This is a genomic window from Sandaracinus amylolyticus (assembly GCF_021631985.1).
GTDB classification, from domain to species: Bacteria; Myxococcota_A; Polyangia; order Polyangiales; family Sandaracinaceae; genus Sandaracinus; species Sandaracinus amylolyticus_A.
In genome coordinates this window covers 6,858,560-6,875,445 of sequence record NZ_CP070225.1, presented here as the reverse complement: position 1 = coordinate 6,875,445, position 16,886 = coordinate 6,858,560, and the positions used below count along the sequence as shown (strand labels likewise).

Sequence of the window (16,886 nt, the reverse complement as noted above, 5' to 3'; positions counted from 1 at the left end):
GGCGCGCATCCCGTCGTGCAACCCTGAGCGCGGGATGGCGCGACGGTTCGCGGAGCGGTTCGAGCTGATCGAGCGCGCCGGCGAGGGCGGCATGGGCGAGGTGTGGAAGGCCCTCGACCACGCGACCGGCGAGCTCGTCGCGCTGAAGCGCCTGCGCGGCACCGAGCGCGAGCACGCGCGCTTCGAGCGCGAGGCGCGGCTGCTGGAGCGCGTGCGGCATCCGGCGCTCGTCGCGCACGTCGCGCACGGTCTCGACGAGGGCCGGCCCTACCTCGCGATGACGTGGGTCGAGGGCGAGTCGCTCGCGGCACGGCTCGCGCGTGCGCCGCTCTCGCTCGGCGAGACGCTGCACGTCGCGCGTCGCATCGCGTCGGCGCTCGCGGCGCTGCACGCGGCGGGCGCGGTGCACCGCGACGTGAAGCCGGCGAACGTGATGCTGCCGCACGGCCGCGCCGAGGACGCGGTGCTGCTCGATCTCGGCATCGCGCGCGAGCGCGACGCGCCGCTCGTCACCGCGACGAACCTGATCCTCGGCACGATCGGCTATCTGTCGCCGGAGCAGGCGCGCTCCGAGTCGCGCGTCGACGCGCGCGCCGACGTGTTCTCGCTCGGCTGCGTGCTCTTCGAGTGCGCGAGCGGCGAGCCGCTCTACGCCGCGGAGAACGCGATCGCGATGCTCGCGCGCATGCTCGCGGAGACGCCGCGCCGGCTGCGCAGCGCGCGCCCCGAGGTGCCCGACGCGCTCGACGATCTCGTCGCGTCGATGCTGGCAGGTGCGCCCGAGGATCGTCCCGCCGACGGCACCGCGGTGCTGCGTGCCCTCGACGAGATCGGACCGCTCGACGCGCTGCTCGCGACGAGCCAGCCACGCGCGCGTCCTCCGCTGTCGCGCAACGAGCAGCGCTTCTCGCTCGCGGCGTGGGTCGAGCTCGCGTCGTCGTCGGTGCTGCGCGAGGGCGTGACGCTCGACGAGGTCGCGCTCGACGTGTCGCTGCGCGACACCGCGGCGCAGCTGCGCGAGCTGGGCGCGGACCTGGTGCCGATCGGACCGACGAGCGCGCTCGTGGTGGTCGAGACGCGCGGCACCGTCGCCGATCAGGCGGAGCTCGCGGCGTCGGTGCTCGCGGAGCTGATCGCGTCGCGGCCCTCGCTGCGCGCGGCGATGGCGGCCGGGCTCGCGGCGACCAGCGCGGGGGTTCCGGCGGGCGAGGTCCTGGCGCGCGCGACGCGGCTCGCGCGCGATGCGAAGCCCGGGACGATCGCGCTCGACGAGACGCTCGTCGAGCTGCTGGGCGCGCGCTTCGAGGTCGAGGGGCAGGTGCTCGGGCGCGCGAGGGCGCGCACCGAGGCGACGCCCTTCGTCGGTCGCGACAAGGAGCTCGCGGCGATCGAGGCGATGCTGGCCGAGGTGATCGAGGAGGGCGCGCCGCGCGGTGTGCTGGTCACCGCGGCGCCGGGGGTGGGCAAGTCGCGGCTCGGGCGCGAGCTCTCGGCGCGGATGCGCGCGCGGGGCGACGTGCGCGTGATCGAGGCGAGCGCCGAGGTGACGAGCGCGCGATCGGTGAACGCGACGACGCGCGCACTGGTGCGGGCCGCGGCGGGACTGCCTCCCCACGCGCCGGGCGCGCGTGTCGATCCGCGCGACGGCGAGCGGCTCCGCGTGTACCTGCGCTCGCTGCCGCTCGACGATCGCGAGCGCGTCGCGGATCTGCTGTGCGATCTGATCGGGGCGCCGCCGAGCGAGCCCGGCATCGTGCTCGCCGCGGCGCGCGGCGACGCGGAGCTCACGTCGCGATGGACGCGGAGGAGCGTGCGCGAGTGGCTCGCCGCGGAGTGCGCGCGCGCGCCGGTGGTGCTGGTGATCGAGGACCTGCACTGGGCGGACGAGGTCACGCTGGGGCACCTCGGGGACGCGCTGCGGGTGCGCGGGATGTGCCCGCTGCTCGTCGTCGCGCTCGCGCGGCCCGAGGTGCGCGACCACCTGCGCACGCCGTGGCCGCACACCACGCACCTCACGCTCGGCGAGCTCGGCGCGCGCGCGTCGGAGCGCCTCGTCCGCGCGGCGCTCGGGCTCGACACGTCGAGCGAGACCATCGCGCGCATCGTGGAGCGCGCGGGGGGCAATCCGCTCTTCCTCGAGGAGCTCGCGCGCTTCGTGCGCGAGCGTCGCGCCGCATCGGACGCGGTGTCGTCCAGGCGTAAGACGTTGCCGCCCACGATCGCCGCGGTGCTGCACGCGCGGCTCGACGACCTCTCGGCCGACCGACGGCGGGTGCTGCGCGCGGCGAGCGTGCTCGGGGATCGTTTCCTCGCCGAGGGCGTCGCGGCGATCGCGGGCGAGAGCGTGAGCGTGGTCGAGCGCACGCTGCAGGCGATCGCAGCGCGCGGGATGGTCGAGCGCACCGACGAGGGCTGGGCGTTCTCGCACGCGCTGGTGCGCGAGGCGGCATACGCGACCATCTCGCCGGACGACGCGCCGACCGCGCACGTGCGCGCCGCGGACTGGCTCGAGGGCCGGGGCGATCCCGATCCGCGCGAGATGCTCGCGCACGTCGAGCGCGCGAAGGACCCGGAGCGCGAGGCGCACTGGCTCCTGCGTGCGACGGCGCGCGCGTGGGACGCGGGCGCCGATCGCGAGACGTTCGAGCTCGCGGCGCGGGGCCTCGCGCGTGCGACGTCGGACGAGGAGCGCGGCGCGTACGAGGCGTGGACCGCGGTGTCGTGCCTGTGGCGTGCCGAGCTCGATCGCGGGCTCGAGCACGCGCGTCGTGCGGTGTCGATCCTTCCGCTCTCGCACCCGATCGCGTCGCTCGCGGTGGGCAGCGCGGTGTACCTCGCGGGCGTCGCCGGTGATCTGCAGACGGTCGCGATGATCACCCAGGCGTGGATCGCGCAGGGCGCGGTGCCGAGCGGGCGGCAGGGTGGGATCGCGCTCGTCGGGATCCTGATCGCGCTCGATCACGCGGGAGCGACCGACGTCGCGCGGGCGCTGCTCGAGCGCGCGACGAAGAGCGAGCACGCGCACCCGGTGTGGACCCTGCTGGCGCGCGCGGCGATGTCGCACAGCCTCGACGGACGGCTCGGTGAGTCGCGCGCGCTCGCGCTCGAGGCGATCGAGCTCGCGACGCGACAGGGCGACGACACCGCGGTGATCTTCGGGCACGGCTACGCGGTGCCGTTCGTCGGCGCGTGTCGCTCGCGCGAGGCGCTCGCGGCGCTCGACGCGCTCGTCGAGGCGCAGGCGCACACGGCGATGCCGATCGCGCTCGCGTGGCTCGATCTCTGGCGCGCGAGCGTGCGTCTCCTGCTCGACGGCCGTGCGCCCGAGCTCGAGCTGCACGCGCGACGAGACGATCTCTCGCGCGCCGAGGCCGCGCGTTACCTGCTGATCTTCGCGCACGTGCTCGCGGATCGGCTCGACGAGGCGGAGGCCGAGATCGCGCGCGCCCCGTTCGTGACCGCGCGCTTCCGGCCGAGCGTGATCGAGGCGCGCATCGCGCTGCGACGCGGGGCGCTCGAGACCGCGCTGGCGCGGCTCGAGGACGCGGCGCGCGAGGCGAGCGCGGTGACGGCGGTGTGGGGCTGGGAGTGGATCCACCTCACGCGCGCCGAGGTGCTGCTCGCGATGGGACGCGACGACGACGCGCGCGCCGCGGTGCGCACCGGGCTCGAGCGGCTCGCGATCACGATCGAGGGCGCCGATCCGTGGATGCGCGAGATCGTCGACGCATCGTGCATCCCGGTGATCGCGCTGCGCGAGCTCGCCGCGCGGCTCGGAGCGCCGTAGGTCGAAGACCGTCGAGATCGGCTCGCCCGCCGGTCCCTACCGTGCGCGCGCTTCGCGCGCTTCCGTCCGGGACCTGCGGGACGAGCACTCCCGGCGAGGACTCACCGCGGGAGCTGCAGCGACGCGCGCATCGCCTGCATCTGCGCATCGCCGCCCGCGACGAACGCCGGCGTGAAGGGGCCCACCCAGATGATCTCGATCACCGCGCCGCCCGCGAGGAGCACGTCGTGGATCTCGATCACGTTCGGGTCGGCCTCGCGCCGGCCGCGGACCTCGCAGTACGCGGCGCCCGAGCCGGGCAGCACGTCGTCGCGGCGCTCGGTCATCGTCAGCCCGCCACCGGTCTGCAGCACGTTGCAGTACTGCGCGAGCGGGAATGCCGCGGGGCGCGTGACGAGCACGAGCGTCCCGAGCCCGGCGATCGGCTCGGACACGTAGCGCGCCGTCGTGCCGTGCTCCTCCTGGAGCGTCTCGAGCGAGGGCTCGCCGGGCATCGAGAACGCGAGCCCGGGCACCAGCGCGACCTCGACGCGCGCATCGACCGGGAGGAACCACGAAGGCGCAGGGCCGAACACGATGCTGTCGACGACGCGCGCCGCGAGCCCCTCGACCTGCGCCTCGGGGAGCCCCGCGCCGACCACGACCAGGCTCACCACCGCGCGCCCGTGCAGGAACACCGCGGCGCCCATCGCGCCGTCGCCCAGCGCGTGGCAGTCGGCGCCCACGAAGAGCCGCCCGGCGTGGCCCTCGTGGCTGATCGTGCGCACCGGGCGCGGCGTGCACGCGCGCTGGGGATCGCGCGAGCGCTCGACCATCAGCGCGCCCACCCGGTCGAGCGACGTCGGCTCGAGCGCGGGCGTGACGACGCCGGCGAGCTGCTCGATCGACACCACCACGGCGAGCGGCTCGCGCGCGATCACGTACTGCACGGTCTCGCCGTCTTCGCGCGTCGACACCTGACGCGCCGGCGTCCCGGGCAGCTCGAGCGAGAAGCCGCCCTCCGGGATGTCGGCGCGCGCCCACGCGCTCTCGGGCAGGTTCAGCGCGGACGGCGTGGTGCCCGATGGAGCGCTCTGCGCACCACCGCAGCCGAGGGCCAGGAGAGCACAGAGAAGGACCGCGCCGACGTTGCGATGCATGCGGGCGAGCCGCTAACACGCGACTCCGACACGCGTCAAACGAGCGCGCCCCGGGCGCTTTGCGCACGCGCCATCTCGAGCGCGCACCACGAGCTCGGCGTCGGACGCGCCTTCACCCGGCTCACCCGCGGAATCTCCGGCGAAACACGAGCACGAAGTTGTTCGCCGGCATCGCGATCCGCTCCTCGAGCACCAGTTCGTGCTGGGCCGCGAGCTCCTCCACCTGCTCGAGGTCGCGCACGCCCCACCGCGGATCACGCGTCTTGAGCCACGCGTCGAACTCCTCGTTGCTCGGCGCGGTGTGCGCTCCTCCGATGCGATACGCGCCGTAGAGCACGAGCGGCGCGCCCTCGCGATCGAGCACGCGCGACGCACCGCGCATCAGCCCCGGCGTCGACGCCCACGGCGACGCGTGGATCATGTTGATGCACACGATCGCGTCGGCGCGCGCGATCGGCCACGCCTCGCCACACACGTCGAGCGCGATCGGCGCCCGCACGTGCGGCTGCGGTGCCGCTGCGAGGTGCGCCGCGATGCTCGCGAGCGCATCGGGATCACGATCGCTGGGCTGCCACGCCAGCTCCGGCAGCGCCGGCGCGAAGAACGTCACGTGCTCGCCCGTGCCCTCCGCGATCGTCAGCACCGTCCCGCGATCCGGCAGCACCCGCCGCAGCACCTCCAGGATCGGCGCGCGATTGCGCAGCGCGGCGGGCGACGTTCGCATGATGTCCGACATGCGCCGGATCCCACCATAGACTGCGCGGCATGGCCATCGACGCCGACATCGAGAGCGCTCTCGCGCGTGTGTCCTGGAGCTCGCTCCAGCACTGCCGTGGCAGCGCGGAGGACGTGCCCGCGCTGACCCGCGCGATGCTGAGCGCGCCCCGCGCATCGGAGCGCACCGAGGCGCGACGCGCCCTCGCCGAGCGCATCCAGCACCAAGGCAGCATCGTGGAGGCGACGCCGCAGGTCGCACCGATCCTCGCGCGTGCGCTGCGCGTCGCACCGCCCGACGATCGCGGACACCTCGTCGCGATGATCGCGCAGCTCGCGTACGCGACCACGATGACCGAGGGCTCGGGCGCGCTCCTCTGGGCGAGCGACGCCGAGCGCCCGAAGCTCGAGGCGCAGCATCGCCGCGAGCTCGCGTGGGTGCGCGCGACCCGACGCGCGACGTGGAGCGCGCGCGACGCGCTGCTCGAGCTGCTCGACGTCGAAGGCGACGAGGCGCTGCTCGTGAACGTTCCTTCCGCGCTCGTGGCGCTGATCGACGCGGCCGGCGACGACGCGCCCGAGGGCACCGATCTCGATGCGACCGCGCGAGACTTCGCGCTCGCGATCGCGGCGCGCGCACGAAAGCCCGCGACCGAGAAGGCCCACGCCGGCTTCGCGTCCGCGCTCGGCCATCTCGCCAAGCGGGTGCCCGAGCTCCTCCCCGCGCTGCGCGCTGCGCTCGACCGCGCGCCCTGGCCGGCCCGCGTCGCCTCGGCGATCGGCGTGCTGCGCGTCTCGCCCCACGACGAGCGCGCGACCGACGTGCTGATCGAGGCGCTGCGCCGCCGCGCCGAGCACGACGCGTGGTTCCCTCATCCGTTCCCCTGGCGATCCGGGCACTTCCGCTTCTTCCTGATCGCAGTGCTCGCGGGCGATCGCGTCTCGGACGCGGGGTTCGAGCGCGCGCTGCCGGTGCTCGTCGACGTCGCGCGCCGCGACACCTCGCAGTCGACGTTCGAGCAGGACGCGCTGCGCCCTCTCGAGCGCGCGCTCGAGGGCACCGTGATCACCCCGCGCACGAGGCGCGCCGATCTCCCGCGCGCCGCGCTCGCGCTGCTCGACGCGCTCTACGACAACCCCGAGATGTGGTCGCGGAAGCTCGGCGACGTCGACGTCGCGCTGCGCCCGCTCGGCCTCGCCAACGACGTCGCGTCGTGGCGCGTGCTCCTCGAGCGCGCGTGATCGGGCATCATCGCGCGCGATGATCGTCCTCGTCACCGGTTGCCGCAGCGGGTTCGGCAAGCTCATCGCGATCGGCGCCGCGCGCGCCGGTCACACCGTCTATGCTGGCGTGCGCGATCCATCCGCGTCGCCCGAGCTCACCGAGGCTGCGCGCGGTCTCTCGGTGATCCCGATTGCGCTCGACGTCACCGACGCCGCGCAGCGCGAGTCCGCGATCGCACGCATCGTGCGCGAGCAGGGCCGCCTCGACGCGCTGGTGAACAACGCGGGTGTCGGGCTCGCGGGGTTCCAGGAGCAGGTCGCGACCGACGAGCTCCAGCGCCTCTTCGAGGTGAACGTCGTCGCGCCGCACGCGCTCACGCGCCTCGCGCTGCCCCACCTCCGCGCGTCGAAGGGCATCGTGATCAACGTCTCCTCGATGGCGGGACGACAAGCGCTGCCCGGGCTCGGCGCGTACGCCGCGTCGAAGTTCGCGCTCGAGGGCATGACCGAAGCACTGCGCCACGAGATGCGCCCGTTCGGGGTGCGCGTCGTGCTCGTCGAGCCTGGTCCGTACCAAACGGACATCTTCGGGCGCAATCGATGGACCGCGCGCGCGGCGAGCGAGCCCGGCCCCTACGACGCGTTCTTGAAGCGCATGGAGTCGATGCTCGCGAGCGCCGAGCGCCGCATGGGCGATCCCCAGGAGGTCGCGGACCTCGTGGTGAGGATGCTCGTCGATCCCCGCCCGCGCCTTCGCTACGCGCTCGGCCCCGGGGTGCGCGCGCGATTGCTCGCGCGCAGCGCGCTCCCGTTCGAGATGACCGAGGCGATCCTCGCCCGCGTCATCAACGTGCGCGCTGAGTGAGGCCTACTCCGCGAGCACCCAGGTGTCCTTGCTGCCCCCGCCCTGCGAGCTGTTCACCACGAGCGATCCCCGCCGCAGCGCCACGCGCGTGAGCCCACCGGGCAGCACGTACACGTCCTCGCCGAACAGGATGTACGGCCGCAGATCGACGTGACGCCCTTCGATCCGCGTGCCGCCCTCGTCGTGCACCAACGTCGGCGCGCGCGAGAGCGCGAGCGTCGGCTGCGCGATGTAGTTGCGCGGCTCGGCGCGGATGCGCTCCGCGAACTTCGCGCGCTCCTCCGCGGTCGACGCGGGACCGATCAACATCCCGTACCCGCCCGACTCGTTCGCGGCCTTCACCACGAGCTCGTCGAGGTGCTCGAGCACGTACGCGCACTGATCGGGCTCGCGGCACACCCAGGTCGGCACGTTCGGCAGGATCGCGTCTTCGCCCAGGTAATAACGGATGATCTTCGGCACGTACGCGTAGACGACCTTGTCGTCCGCGATCCCCGTGCCCGGCGCGTTGCACAGCGCGACGTTGCCCTTCGCCCACGCGCCCACGATCCCCGGCACCCCGAGCAGCGAGTCGGGACGGAACGCCTGCGGGTCGAGGAACGTGTCGTCGATGCGTCGATACACCACGTCGACCCGCGAGAACCCGCGCGTGGTCCGCATGTACACGCGGTCGGCGTCGACCACGAGATCGCTCCCCTGCACCAGCGGCACGCCCATCTGCTGCGCGAGGAACGAGTGCTCGAAGTACGCGCTGTTGTGGATGCCCGGCGTCAGCAGCACGACGTTCCGATCGTCGTGGGGCGACATCGCCTCGAGCGTCGCGCGCAATCGGCCCGGGTACTCGTCGACCGGACGCACCCGCGAGGCCTCGAACACCTGGGGGAACACGCGCTTCATGAGCGCGCGGTTCTCGAGCACGTAGCTCACGCCGCTCGGACAGCGGAGGTTGTCCTCGAGCACGTGGAACGCACCGCTCGCGTCGCGCACGAGATCGGTCCCGGTCACGTGGATCCACGTCCCGCGCGGCGGCGTGATCCCGCGGCACGCGGGGAGATAGCCCTTGCCGCTCTCGATCAGATCGCGCGGCACGATCCCGTCGGCGAGGATCTTCTGCTCGCCGTAGAGATCGGCGACGAACATGTTGAGCGCGCGGATCCGCTGCGCGAGCCCGCGCTCCACGACGTCCCACTCGTCCGCGGTCACGATGCGCGGCACCACGTCGAACGGGAAGATCTTCTCCGTTCCTTCTTCGTGCCCGTAGACCTGGAACGTGATCCCGAGCGTGAGCATCGACTTCTCGGCCGCGCGCTCGCGCCGCGCGATGTCCTCGACGCTCAGCTGCCCGAGCCGCTGCACGAAGGGCTCGCATCCCGGCCGCGGCACCCCCGGCGCGGTGAACATCTCGTCGTGGAACCCGCCGAGATCGTAGTCCGTCACGTCCATGTCGAGCGCCAGGATAGACGCGCGACCGCGCGCTCGGAAAGCCCGAATTGCGCGCGTTTCGCGCGTGTTTCCGCGATCCTCAGAACGTCGACGGGGCCGGGCCCGCGCTTCCCAGCACGCGATCCGCGAGCTTGTTGATCTCGTCCTGCAGGATCATCGGCGCGATGAACGCGGTCACGCCGTTGAAGACCGCGACCGCGTAGAGGATGACGAGCAGCGTCGACTTGTCGTCGTGCTGCATCCCGCGTGATCCGTACATCTCGTGCACGACCTGGGCGTTCCGGTAGGCGACGTAGACGACCCACAGACCACACGTCAGCAGCGTGAGGATCAGATCCATCGTCGGATTCAGATCGTCGCGCCCCGAGACGCGCTTCAGCTCCTCGGTGGTCGAGTACTGCCACCACAGGTGATAGAGGCCGCACGTCACGAAGGTCAGGACGAGGACGATCCAGGGCTCGCGCTTGGTCATGTTCGTGCCGTTAGCTACGCACGAACGGGCCCGGGGCTGTCAGGCCGCCTTCGTTGACCCCACCCCCCCTGCATGCTAGACGCCGCGCGCTTCGCGCCGGAGGGCCCTTCGCTCCGCGCGCCGCGCCGCGAATTTCGCGAGATTACGGGCCTCTCCGGAGGCCGGGAGAACCAGAGGAGTCATGGCCGAAGCTGCTTCCCAGGGTCGGATCACCCAGGTCATCGGCCCGGTGGTCGACGTCGAGTTCCCGCCTGGCACGCTGCCCCAGGTCCTCACCGCGCTGCGCGTGACGAACAAGGGCATCAGTGACGAGGCGGACAACCTCGTCCTCGAGGTCGCGCAGCACCTCGGCGAAGGCACCGTCCGCGCGATCGCGATGGACACGACCGACGGTCTGGTCCGCGGTCAGCCCGTGAAGAACACCGGCAAGCCGATCCAGATGCCGGTCGGCCCCGAGTGCCTCGGCCGCATCCTCAACGTCGTCGGCGAGCCCGTCGACGGCGGCCCGAAGGTCACCGCGAAGCAGTACTCGTCGATCCACAAGCCCGCGCCGGCCTTCACCGAGCAGTCGACGAAGGTCGAGATCTTCGAGACGGGCATCAAGGTCATCGACCTGCTCGCTCCGTATCGTAAGGGCGGCAAGATCGGCCTCTTCGGCGGCGCCGGCGTCGGCAAGACCGTGCTGATCATGGAGCTCATCAACAACGTCGCGAAGGCGCACGGCGGTGTGTCGTGCTTCGCGGGCGTCGGTGAGCGCACCCGCGAGGGCACCGACCTCAAGATCGAGATGACCGAGTCGCTCCTCGGCGACGGCGTCACGCCGGTCATCAGCAAGGCCGCGCTGATCTACGGCCAGATGAACGAGCCCCCCGGCGCGCGCGCCCGCGTCGCGCTCTCGGCGCTGACGGTCGCGGAGTACTTCCGCGACGAGCAGGGCCAGGACGTGCTGCTCTTCGTCGACAACATCTTCCGCTTCACCCAGGCGGGCTCCGAGGTGTCGGCGCTCCTCGGCCGCATCCCGAGCGCCGTCGGTTACCAGCCGACGCTCGCCACCGAGATGGGCGCTCTGCAGGAGCGCATCACCTCGACGAACAAGGGCTCGATCACCTCGGTGCAGGCGATCTACGTGCCCGCCGACGACCTCACCGACCCGGCGCCCGCGACGGCCTTCGCCCACCTCGACGCGACGACCGTTCTCTCGCGCGACATCGCGGCGCTCGGCATCTACCCGGCCGTCGATCCGCTCGACTCGACGAGCACGATGCTCTCGCCCGGGGTCATCGGCGAGCGCCACTACAAGATCGCGCGCCAGGTCCAGCAGACGCTCCAGAAGTACAAGGACCTGCAGGACATCATCGCGATCCTCGGCATGGACGAGCTGAGCGAGGACGACCGCCTCGTCGTCGACCGCGCCCGCAAGATCCAGCGCTTCCTCTCGCAGCCCTTCTTCGTCGCGCAGCAGTTCACCGGCTTCGAGGGCAAGTACGTCCCGCTCGCCGACTCGATCGCGGCGTTCGAGGAGATCCTCAGCGGCTCGCTCGATCACATCCCGGAGCAGGCCTTCTACATGAAGGGCAACATCGACGAGGTGAAGGCCGCCGCCGAGAAGATGAAGGAGTGATTGGCGATGGCTGCCAATCCTGAGCTTCTGACTCTCGAGGTCGCGACTCCGCTCGGTCTCGTGCTCCGCACGGAGGCGGAGAGCGTGGCGGCGCCCAGCGTGCACGGCGAGTTCGGCGTGTTCGCGGGCCACCTCCCGCTGCTCGCCGCGCTCAAGCCGGGCGTCGTGAAGTATCGCGTCGCCGGCAAGGATCACGTGGCGGCGGTGGGCGCGGGCTTCGTCGAGGCGGGCCCCGACAAGGTGCTCCTCCTGTGCGACGTGTTCGCGCAGCCGAAGGAGATCGACACCGCGAAGGTGCAGAGCGAGCTCGAGGCGGCCGAGAAGGAGCTCGCGGGCTACGGCGAGCTCTACGAGGGGCCGCGCTACGAGGAGCTGCAGCGCCAGATCGACTGGTGCCTCGCGCGCCTCCAGGCGAAGGCGGACAACGGCTCGCACCCCTGAGTCGATCTCGATCCGACGAACGGGCCCCGTCGCGCACCAGCGTGACGGGGCTCGTCGCATTCCGTCGCTCCGCGATCGCGGCCACCCGGAGGCACTCGCCTTGCGAGGCACCCGCGCATGCGAGCCCTCTCTCGCGCGCTCCTCCTCGCGGCGCTCCTCACGAGCGCGCCAGCTGCGGCGCAGGATCTCGGTCACCGACTGATCGGGACGCAGGGGCTCCACGCCGGCCGACGCCGGGACGCAGGGCTCTACGTCGCGGATCAGCTCGCCTACTACACCGCGGACGCGCTCTACGATCGCACCGGCGCCGAGGTGCCGATCGAAGATCTGCGCATCGACGCGATCGGGAACGCGCTCGGTCTCTCGCTGGTCGTCGAGCTGCCCGACGAAGCGACGTACGTCGCGGTCACCGCCGCGCTGCCGCTCGCGCACGCCTCGCTCTCCTCCGACCTCCCCCAGGTCAGCCTCGATCGCTCGGGCCTCGGCGACGTGTACGTGCAGCCACTCTCGCTCGGCTGGCGCCTGCCCCACGTCGACGTCGTCACGGGGTACGCGCTCTATCTGCCGACCGGGCTCTTCCGCCTCGGCGAGGGCAGCGTGAGCAGCGGGCACATCACGCACGAGCTCTCGCTCGGCACCGCGATCTACGTCGACGAGGAGCGCCGCTACTCCGCGAGCGCGATGGCGAGCTACGACCTCAACCAGACGAAGAACGGGATCGACATCCGCCGCGGCGACGCCCTGACGATCCAAGGCGGCATCGGCGCGACGCTCTTCGATCTCGTCGACGTCGGCGTCGTCGGCGCTGCGCTCTGGCAGACCACCGACGACGAAGGCAGCGATGTACCGCTCGTGCTGCAGGGCGCGCGTGATCGCGTCTTCGCGCTCGGCGCCGAGATCGGCGTGATGTTGCCGGCGCTCCCAGGTCGCATCGGGATGCGCTGGGTGCGCGAGCTCGACGTGAGGTCGCGCACCGAGGGCCAGGTGCTCGTGTTCCAGCTCTCGCTCGTCGCGTGGCGTCCCGAGCCGCGATCTCCGCGGTGATCCGTGCGTCGCGTCCGCGCTGCGTGCTCCCTCGCCGGCGAGCTTGGTACGCCCAATTCGCGTCCGTACGTGAGCCTTGCTCCGGCACCCGGGGCGACAGGGGGCACACGTGGAGCGACGAACCTACGAGCGAATGACGCAGGAGATCCGCGCGATCCACCGCGCGCTGACGGGCGAGGAGCTCCGCATCGACGGCGCTCCGCCCACCGATCCCGAGGCGCCCTCCGAGGGCGAGCTCACGGTGCGATTCGCGGAGCTCGCGATCGCAGCGCGATCGATCCCGAGCATCGCGTTCGAGCTGTGGGCGCTGGGCCTCGACGAAGAGCACGCGGATGCGACGTCGCGCGAAGGGGAACGCGCGATCTCGCATGTCGCTGCACGCGCCGACGCGGAGGAGTAGCGCGTCCGACGAACTCACTCGGCAGTGCACTCGATCAATCGATACAGGGGGAAGAAGAGATGACGACCGACAACGTGACCGAGCAGGAGCTGTCCCGCCTCAGCCAGATGATCGCGATGACGCAGCAGGCGATGGGACGTCGCCCGATGATGATGATGGGCGGGCTCGCTGGCGGTGGCGGCGGGCAGTGGTGGCAGCAGCAGCAGGAAGGGGGATTCCAGCTCGGCGATCGCATCGCCGAGCGTGTGCACGAGCGCATCCGCGAGGGCCTGCACGCGCGGCTCTCCGAGGCGATCCACGAGCGGCTGCGGGAGCGCCTCCGCGAGCGCATCCGCGAGGGCGTGCGCGCCGCGATCGCGTCGGGCGCGATCACGAGCGGGATGGCCGCGCAGCGCATCGTCGAGATGGTGCGTGATCGGATCGAGCAGTCGCTGCGCGACGACATCCGCGAGGAGCTGCGCGATCGCATGGTCGACGGGATCCGCGAGCGCGTCGTGTACGCGATCCAGAGCCAGCTCGGCGAGGGCAGCTATCCGATCGCCGAGCGCGTCGCGCAGGAGCTCCGCGAGCGGCTGCGCGAGCGCGTCGTGCAGGAGCGCATCGTGCCCGCGATCCGCGAGCGCGTGATGGAGGGCATCGAAGCGCGCATCGTCGACGGCATGCGCACTGCGCTCATGCAGAGCGAGGGCGCGTGGGCCGGGCCCGAGATGCTCCAGTCGCGCATCGCCGACGCGATCCACGAGCGCATCTCGCAGGGCATGCGCGAGCGCCTCGAGGACGCGCTGCGCGAGCGCCTCGCGTCCGCGCTGCGCGAGCGAGTGCAGGAGGCGGTGCGCAACTCGATGATGATGATGATGGGCAGCCAGTCGATGATGGGCTTCGGCCCGCAGCAGATGAGCTTGTCCGGGCTCGGGCCGCAGCAGATGGGCTTCGGCGCCGTCGGCGGCGGACAGATGGGCATGCCCCAGATGGGCGGCGGGTTCGCGGAGCGCATCGGCGATCGCCTCCGCGAGCGCTTCGGCGACGAGATCGCGGAGCGCCTCGCGGATCGCGCGCGCGAGCGCGTGATGGAGGGCCTGCGCGAGCGGCTCGCCGAGACGATCCGCAACTGCATGCAGCAGGGCAACATGGATCCCGAGCGGCTCGCGGACGCGGTGCGCGAGCGTGTCGGCGAGGTCGTGCGCGAGCGCGTCGCGCAGGCGATCCGCGAGCGACTCCGCGACGATCTCCGCGAGCGCGTGACCGAGACGGTCCGGAGCATGGCGCAGGAGCGGATGAGCTCGCAGCTCTCCTGATCGCGATCCACCGCGTCGACCGACGACGGCAGCCCACCCGGAGGACGAGGTAGGCTGCCGTCGTCGTCGTTCCGTGGATCACTCTGCTGCGGCCTCGATGCCGACGCCTCGCCGTACGTTCACCGCCGCGAGGACGCGGATCGCCTCCGCCACGCTCCATGCCTGCGCGCAGCAACCGCGCGGCGTGTAAGGGGGCTCGGCGTCGAAGATCTCGCTGATGCTCCCGATGCACGCGCTCGCGAGGTGCTGGCCGAGGCTGATCGCGGTCGGTCGGATCTCCTCGATGCGATCGGGGTGCACCTTGCTCCACGCGTCGAAGTACGGACCGATCAGCCACGGCCAGATCGTGCCCTGGTGGTACGCGAGATCGCGCGCGCGCAGGTCGCCGAAGTACTGCGGCTGGTAGTCGGGATCCGAGGGCGCGAGCGAGCGCAGCCCGTACGGCGTGAGCAGGTTCGCGCGCACGACCTCGATGACCTGCTCCCAGCGCGACGGATCGAGCACCGCGTGCGGGAGCGAGATCGAGAAGATCTGGTTGGGCCGGATCGCGTCGTCGTGTCCGTCCTCGCCGTCGATCACGTCGAAGAGGCAGCCGCGGCGCTCGTTCCAGAAGCGCGCGTTGAACGACTCGCGCACCCGATCCGCGAGCTGTCGATAGCGCTGCGCGGCCTCCTCGTCGTTCCGCTCGCTGATGGCCCACTCCTCCATCAGGCGCAGCGCGTTGTACCAGAGCGCGTTGATCTCGACGGCCTTGCCGCGGCGCGGCGTCACCACGAGATCGCCGACCTTCGCGTCCATCCACGTGAGCTGGTATCCCGCCGCGCCCTGCGCGAGCAGCCCGTCCTTCGGATCGACGTGGATGCCGAAGCGCGTGCCCTCGACGTGTCGCTCGACGATGTCCGCCATCAGCGGGAGCAGGCGGCGCAGCGTGTCGTGATCGCCGCTCGCGTCGACGTAGCGCCGCGTCGCGTGGAAGAACCAGAGCGTCGCGTCGGCCGTGTGATAGAGGCCCTCGCCCTTGCCCTCCGGGAACATGTTGGGGATGAGGCCGTCCTTCACGTACTTCGCGAAGGTGCGGAGGATGTAGCCCGCCTCCTCGACGCGACCGGTCGTGATCGTCAGCCCCTCGAGGCTGATCATCGTGTCGCGGCCCCAATCCGTGAACCAGTGGTAGCCCGCGACGATCGTGCGCTCCTCGTCGCCGAACGCGTGCGCGAGCGCGGCGTCCTCGAGGCGGCCTGCGGGGTGGATGATGAACTGATCGGCGGCGATCACGAGCTCCGAGGCCGTGCTCGTGTGGAGCCCCGGATGCGCGATCGAGACGAGCCGCTCGCGCCGCGCGCGCTCCGCGCGGATCGCGAGATCGGGCGTGAGCGCGCCGATGGTGCGCCAGTCCTCGACCGACGCCACGAGCGCGACCGACGCGCCCGGCACGAGCTCCGCGCGGAACCTCCCCGGGCTGTAGAGATCGCCCGACGCGTCGTAGCCGCGCGACTGCTCGACGAGGTAGCGCACGTTGCGGATCCGCCGCTCGTCGATCTCGAAGTGCGACGTCGCGCCCACGATCTTGAGGCGCAGCGGAGGTAGGCCGACGTCGAGCACGTCCTCCACCTCGTAGCGACCGCCGAGCGCCCGCAGCGCGTACTCGCCCTCGATCGGCCCGGCGAGCGTGCCCTCGTGAGGGCGGAAGTGGATCCAGGGATCGAGCTGCAGCTCGAGCGGGCCGGCGCCGTCCACTCGCGTGTAGACGACGTAGACCGTGTTCTGCCGGTGCGGCAGCACGATGCGCTTCTCGAGCACCTGTCCCGCGTGCTCGAACGTCCACACCGGCAGCCCGAGCTCGAGCCGGAACTCGCGCAGCGTGGCCAACGGTGCGTGGCTGACGTCGGGATCCGGCTGCTCCGAGAGCCGCGCCGGGCCCTGCTCACCGACGACGAGCTCGCGTAGGTTGTTGAGCATCATCGTGCGCCCGCGCGGGGCGGCCAGCGCGGCGACGAGATACCCGTGGAACCGGCGCGTGACGAGGCCGGTCATCGTGCCGCACGCGTATCCGCCGAGGCCGTTGGTGACGAGCCACTCGGGCGCACCCTCGGTCGCGGCGCGCACGTCGGGGTTCACGGTGGTCGACTGGATTCCTTCGGCCGGAGCCGGCGCGCCGATGCCGACCCATCGGAGCGTGGTAGCAGTGCCGGGCATGCTCGGTCTCCCTGAACGGGGTGCGGCGCCGTCCATCGCAAACCGCGTGCTGCCGCGCGCGCCGCGGCATGGCGCGCGATCGAGCGTCGCGCGCGGGGCACGGCGTGCCTCCCCCGATCGTGCGCGTGCGACACGTCGCCCCGGGTTTGAAATGCGCTGCCCAGGACGACCTGGGTAGCCGAATCGGCTGGGCGAGCGGCTCTCGATGGACGAATCGTCTACCCCGGCCGCGAGCGCCCGTCGGC

Annotated in this window: 13 protein-coding genes; 8 read left to right on the top strand and 5 right to left on the bottom strand. The window is 72.0% G+C overall.

What is annotated here, in order from left to right:
• The first annotated feature begins 34 nt into the window (after nucleotides 1-34).
• Entirely contained in the window at nucleotides 35-3,787 is a 3,753-nt protein-coding gene (locus tag I5071_RS29140; RefSeq protein ID WP_236516483.1) for a serine/threonine-protein kinase PknK, read from the top strand.
• 101 nt (nucleotides 3,788-3,888) lie between these two features.
• Here the strand turns inward: I5071_RS29140 and I5071_RS29135 are convergent, their stop codons facing one another.
• On the bottom strand, nucleotides 3,889-4,926 hold the full coding sequence (locus tag I5071_RS29135) for a hypothetical protein (RefSeq protein WP_236516481.1): 1,038 nt from the start codon (nucleotides 4,924-4,926) through the stop codon (nucleotides 3,889-3,891).
• Nucleotides 4,927-5,047: 121 nt separating this feature from the next.
• A complete protein-coding gene (locus I5071_RS29130) occupies nucleotides 5,048-5,650 on the bottom strand; it encodes a DUF938 domain-containing protein (RefSeq protein WP_329611084.1) in 603 nt (200 codons plus the stop codon).
• Nucleotides 5,651-5,691: 41 nt separating this feature from the next.
• Between I5071_RS29130 and I5071_RS29125 the strand changes: the two genes are divergently transcribed.
• A complete protein-coding gene (locus I5071_RS29125) occupies nucleotides 5,692-6,882 on the top strand; it encodes a hypothetical protein (protein WP_236516480.1) in 1,191 nt (396 codons plus the stop codon).
• A 19-nt stretch (nucleotides 6,883-6,901) separates the two neighbouring features.
• Nucleotides 6,902-7,729, top strand: coding sequence for an SDR family oxidoreductase (locus I5071_RS29120; RefSeq protein WP_236516478.1), 828 nt, complete (start codon nucleotides 6,902-6,904; stop codon nucleotides 7,727-7,729).
• Between the two features lie 3 nt (nucleotides 7,730-7,732).
• On the opposite strand, the gene I5071_RS29115 is transcribed toward I5071_RS29120, so the two are convergent.
• Nucleotides 7,733-9,172, bottom strand: coding sequence for a circularly permuted type 2 ATP-grasp protein (locus I5071_RS29115; protein ID WP_236516477.1), 1,440 nt, complete (start codon nucleotides 9,170-9,172; stop codon nucleotides 7,733-7,735).
• 79 nt (nucleotides 9,173-9,251) lie between these two features.
• Complete coding sequence (locus tag I5071_RS29110; RefSeq protein ID WP_236516475.1) at nucleotides 9,252-9,644, bottom strand: DUF4234 domain-containing protein; 393 nt, start codon at nucleotides 9,642-9,644, stop codon at nucleotides 9,252-9,254.
• Nucleotides 9,645-9,825: 181 nt separating this feature from the next.
• Here I5071_RS29110 and atpD point away from each other — a divergent pair, with 181 nt between their 5' ends.
• The 5 genes from atpD to I5071_RS29085 all read left to right on the top strand — a co-directional run bounded on the left by atpD (nucleotide 9,826) and on the right by I5071_RS29085 (nucleotide 14,445).
• Nucleotides 9,826-11,265 carry a F0F1 ATP synthase subunit beta gene (gene atpD, locus I5071_RS29105; protein ID WP_236516473.1) on the top strand — a complete coding sequence of 480 codons (1,440 nt, stop codon included), beginning with the start codon at nucleotides 9,826-9,828 and terminating at the stop codon, nucleotides 11,263-11,265.
• A 6-nt stretch (nucleotides 11,266-11,271) separates the two neighbouring features.
• A complete protein-coding gene (gene atpC, locus I5071_RS29100) occupies nucleotides 11,272-11,706 on the top strand; it encodes an ATP synthase F1 subunit epsilon (protein ID WP_236516471.1) in 435 nt (144 codons plus the stop codon).
• A gap of 117 nt (nucleotides 11,707-11,823) precedes the next feature.
• The gene (locus tag I5071_RS29095; RefSeq protein ID WP_236516469.1) at nucleotides 11,824-12,750 is read left to right on the top strand and encodes a SphA family protein; all 927 of its coding nucleotides are present in this window, start codon (nucleotides 11,824-11,826) and stop codon (nucleotides 12,748-12,750) included.
• Nucleotides 12,751-12,883: 133 nt separating this feature from the next.
• Nucleotides 12,884-13,150, top strand: a complete 267-nt coding sequence (locus I5071_RS29090; protein WP_236516468.1) for a hypothetical protein — start codon at nucleotides 12,884-12,886, stop codon at nucleotides 13,148-13,150.
• Nucleotides 13,151-13,209: 59 nt separating this feature from the next.
• The gene (locus I5071_RS29085) at nucleotides 13,210-14,445 is read left to right on the top strand and encodes a hypothetical protein (protein WP_236516466.1); all 1,236 of its coding nucleotides are present in this window, start codon (nucleotides 13,210-13,212) and stop codon (nucleotides 14,443-14,445) included.
• Nucleotides 14,446-14,523: 78 nt separating this feature from the next.
• Here the strand turns inward: I5071_RS29085 and I5071_RS29080 are convergent, their stop codons facing one another.
• Nucleotides 14,524-16,641 (bottom strand): amylo-alpha-1,6-glucosidase, encoded by a 2,118-nt coding sequence (locus I5071_RS29080; protein WP_236516458.1) that lies wholly within the window; start codon nucleotides 16,639-16,641, stop codon nucleotides 14,524-14,526.
• Between the last annotated feature and the right edge of the window lie 245 nt (nucleotides 16,642-16,886).

Coding starts and splice junctions, on each gene's coding strand:
- I5071_RS29080 (WP_236516458.1), bottom strand. CDS start 16,641: ATGCCCGGCACTGCTACCACGCTCCGATGGGTCGGCATCGGCGCGCCG.
- I5071_RS29095 (WP_236516469.1), top strand. CDS start 11,824: ATGCGAGCCCTCTCTCGCGCGCTCCTCCTCGCGGCGCTCCTCACGAGC.
- I5071_RS29090 (WP_236516468.1), top strand. CDS start 12,884: ATGACGCAGGAGATCCGCGCGATCCACCGCGCGCTGACGGGCGAGGAG.
- I5071_RS29140 (WP_236516483.1), top strand. CDS start 35: ATGGCGCGACGGTTCGCGGAGCGGTTCGAGCTGATCGAGCGCGCCGGC.
- atpC (WP_236516471.1), top strand. CDS start 11,272: ATGGCTGCCAATCCTGAGCTTCTGACTCTCGAGGTCGCGACTCCGCTC.
- atpD (WP_236516473.1), top strand. CDS start 9,826: ATGGCCGAAGCTGCTTCCCAGGGTCGGATCACCCAGGTCATCGGCCCG.
- I5071_RS29130 (WP_329611084.1), bottom strand. CDS start 5,650: ATGCGAACGTCGCCCGCCGCGCTGCGCAATCGCGCGCCGATCCTGGAG.
- I5071_RS29125 (WP_236516480.1), top strand. CDS start 5,692: ATGGCCATCGACGCCGACATCGAGAGCGCTCTCGCGCGTGTGTCCTGG.
- I5071_RS29115 (WP_236516477.1), bottom strand. CDS start 9,172: ATGGACGTGACGGACTACGATCTCGGCGGGTTCCACGACGAGATGTTC.
- I5071_RS29135 (WP_236516481.1), bottom strand. CDS start 4,926: ATGCATCGCAACGTCGGCGCGGTCCTTCTCTGTGCTCTCCTGGCCCTC.
- I5071_RS29085 (WP_236516466.1), top strand. CDS start 13,210: ATGACGACCGACAACGTGACCGAGCAGGAGCTGTCCCGCCTCAGCCAG.
- I5071_RS29120 (WP_236516478.1), top strand. CDS start 6,902: ATGATCGTCCTCGTCACCGGTTGCCGCAGCGGGTTCGGCAAGCTCATC.
- I5071_RS29110 (WP_236516475.1), bottom strand. CDS start 9,644: ATGACCAAGCGCGAGCCCTGGATCGTCCTCGTCCTGACCTTCGTGACG.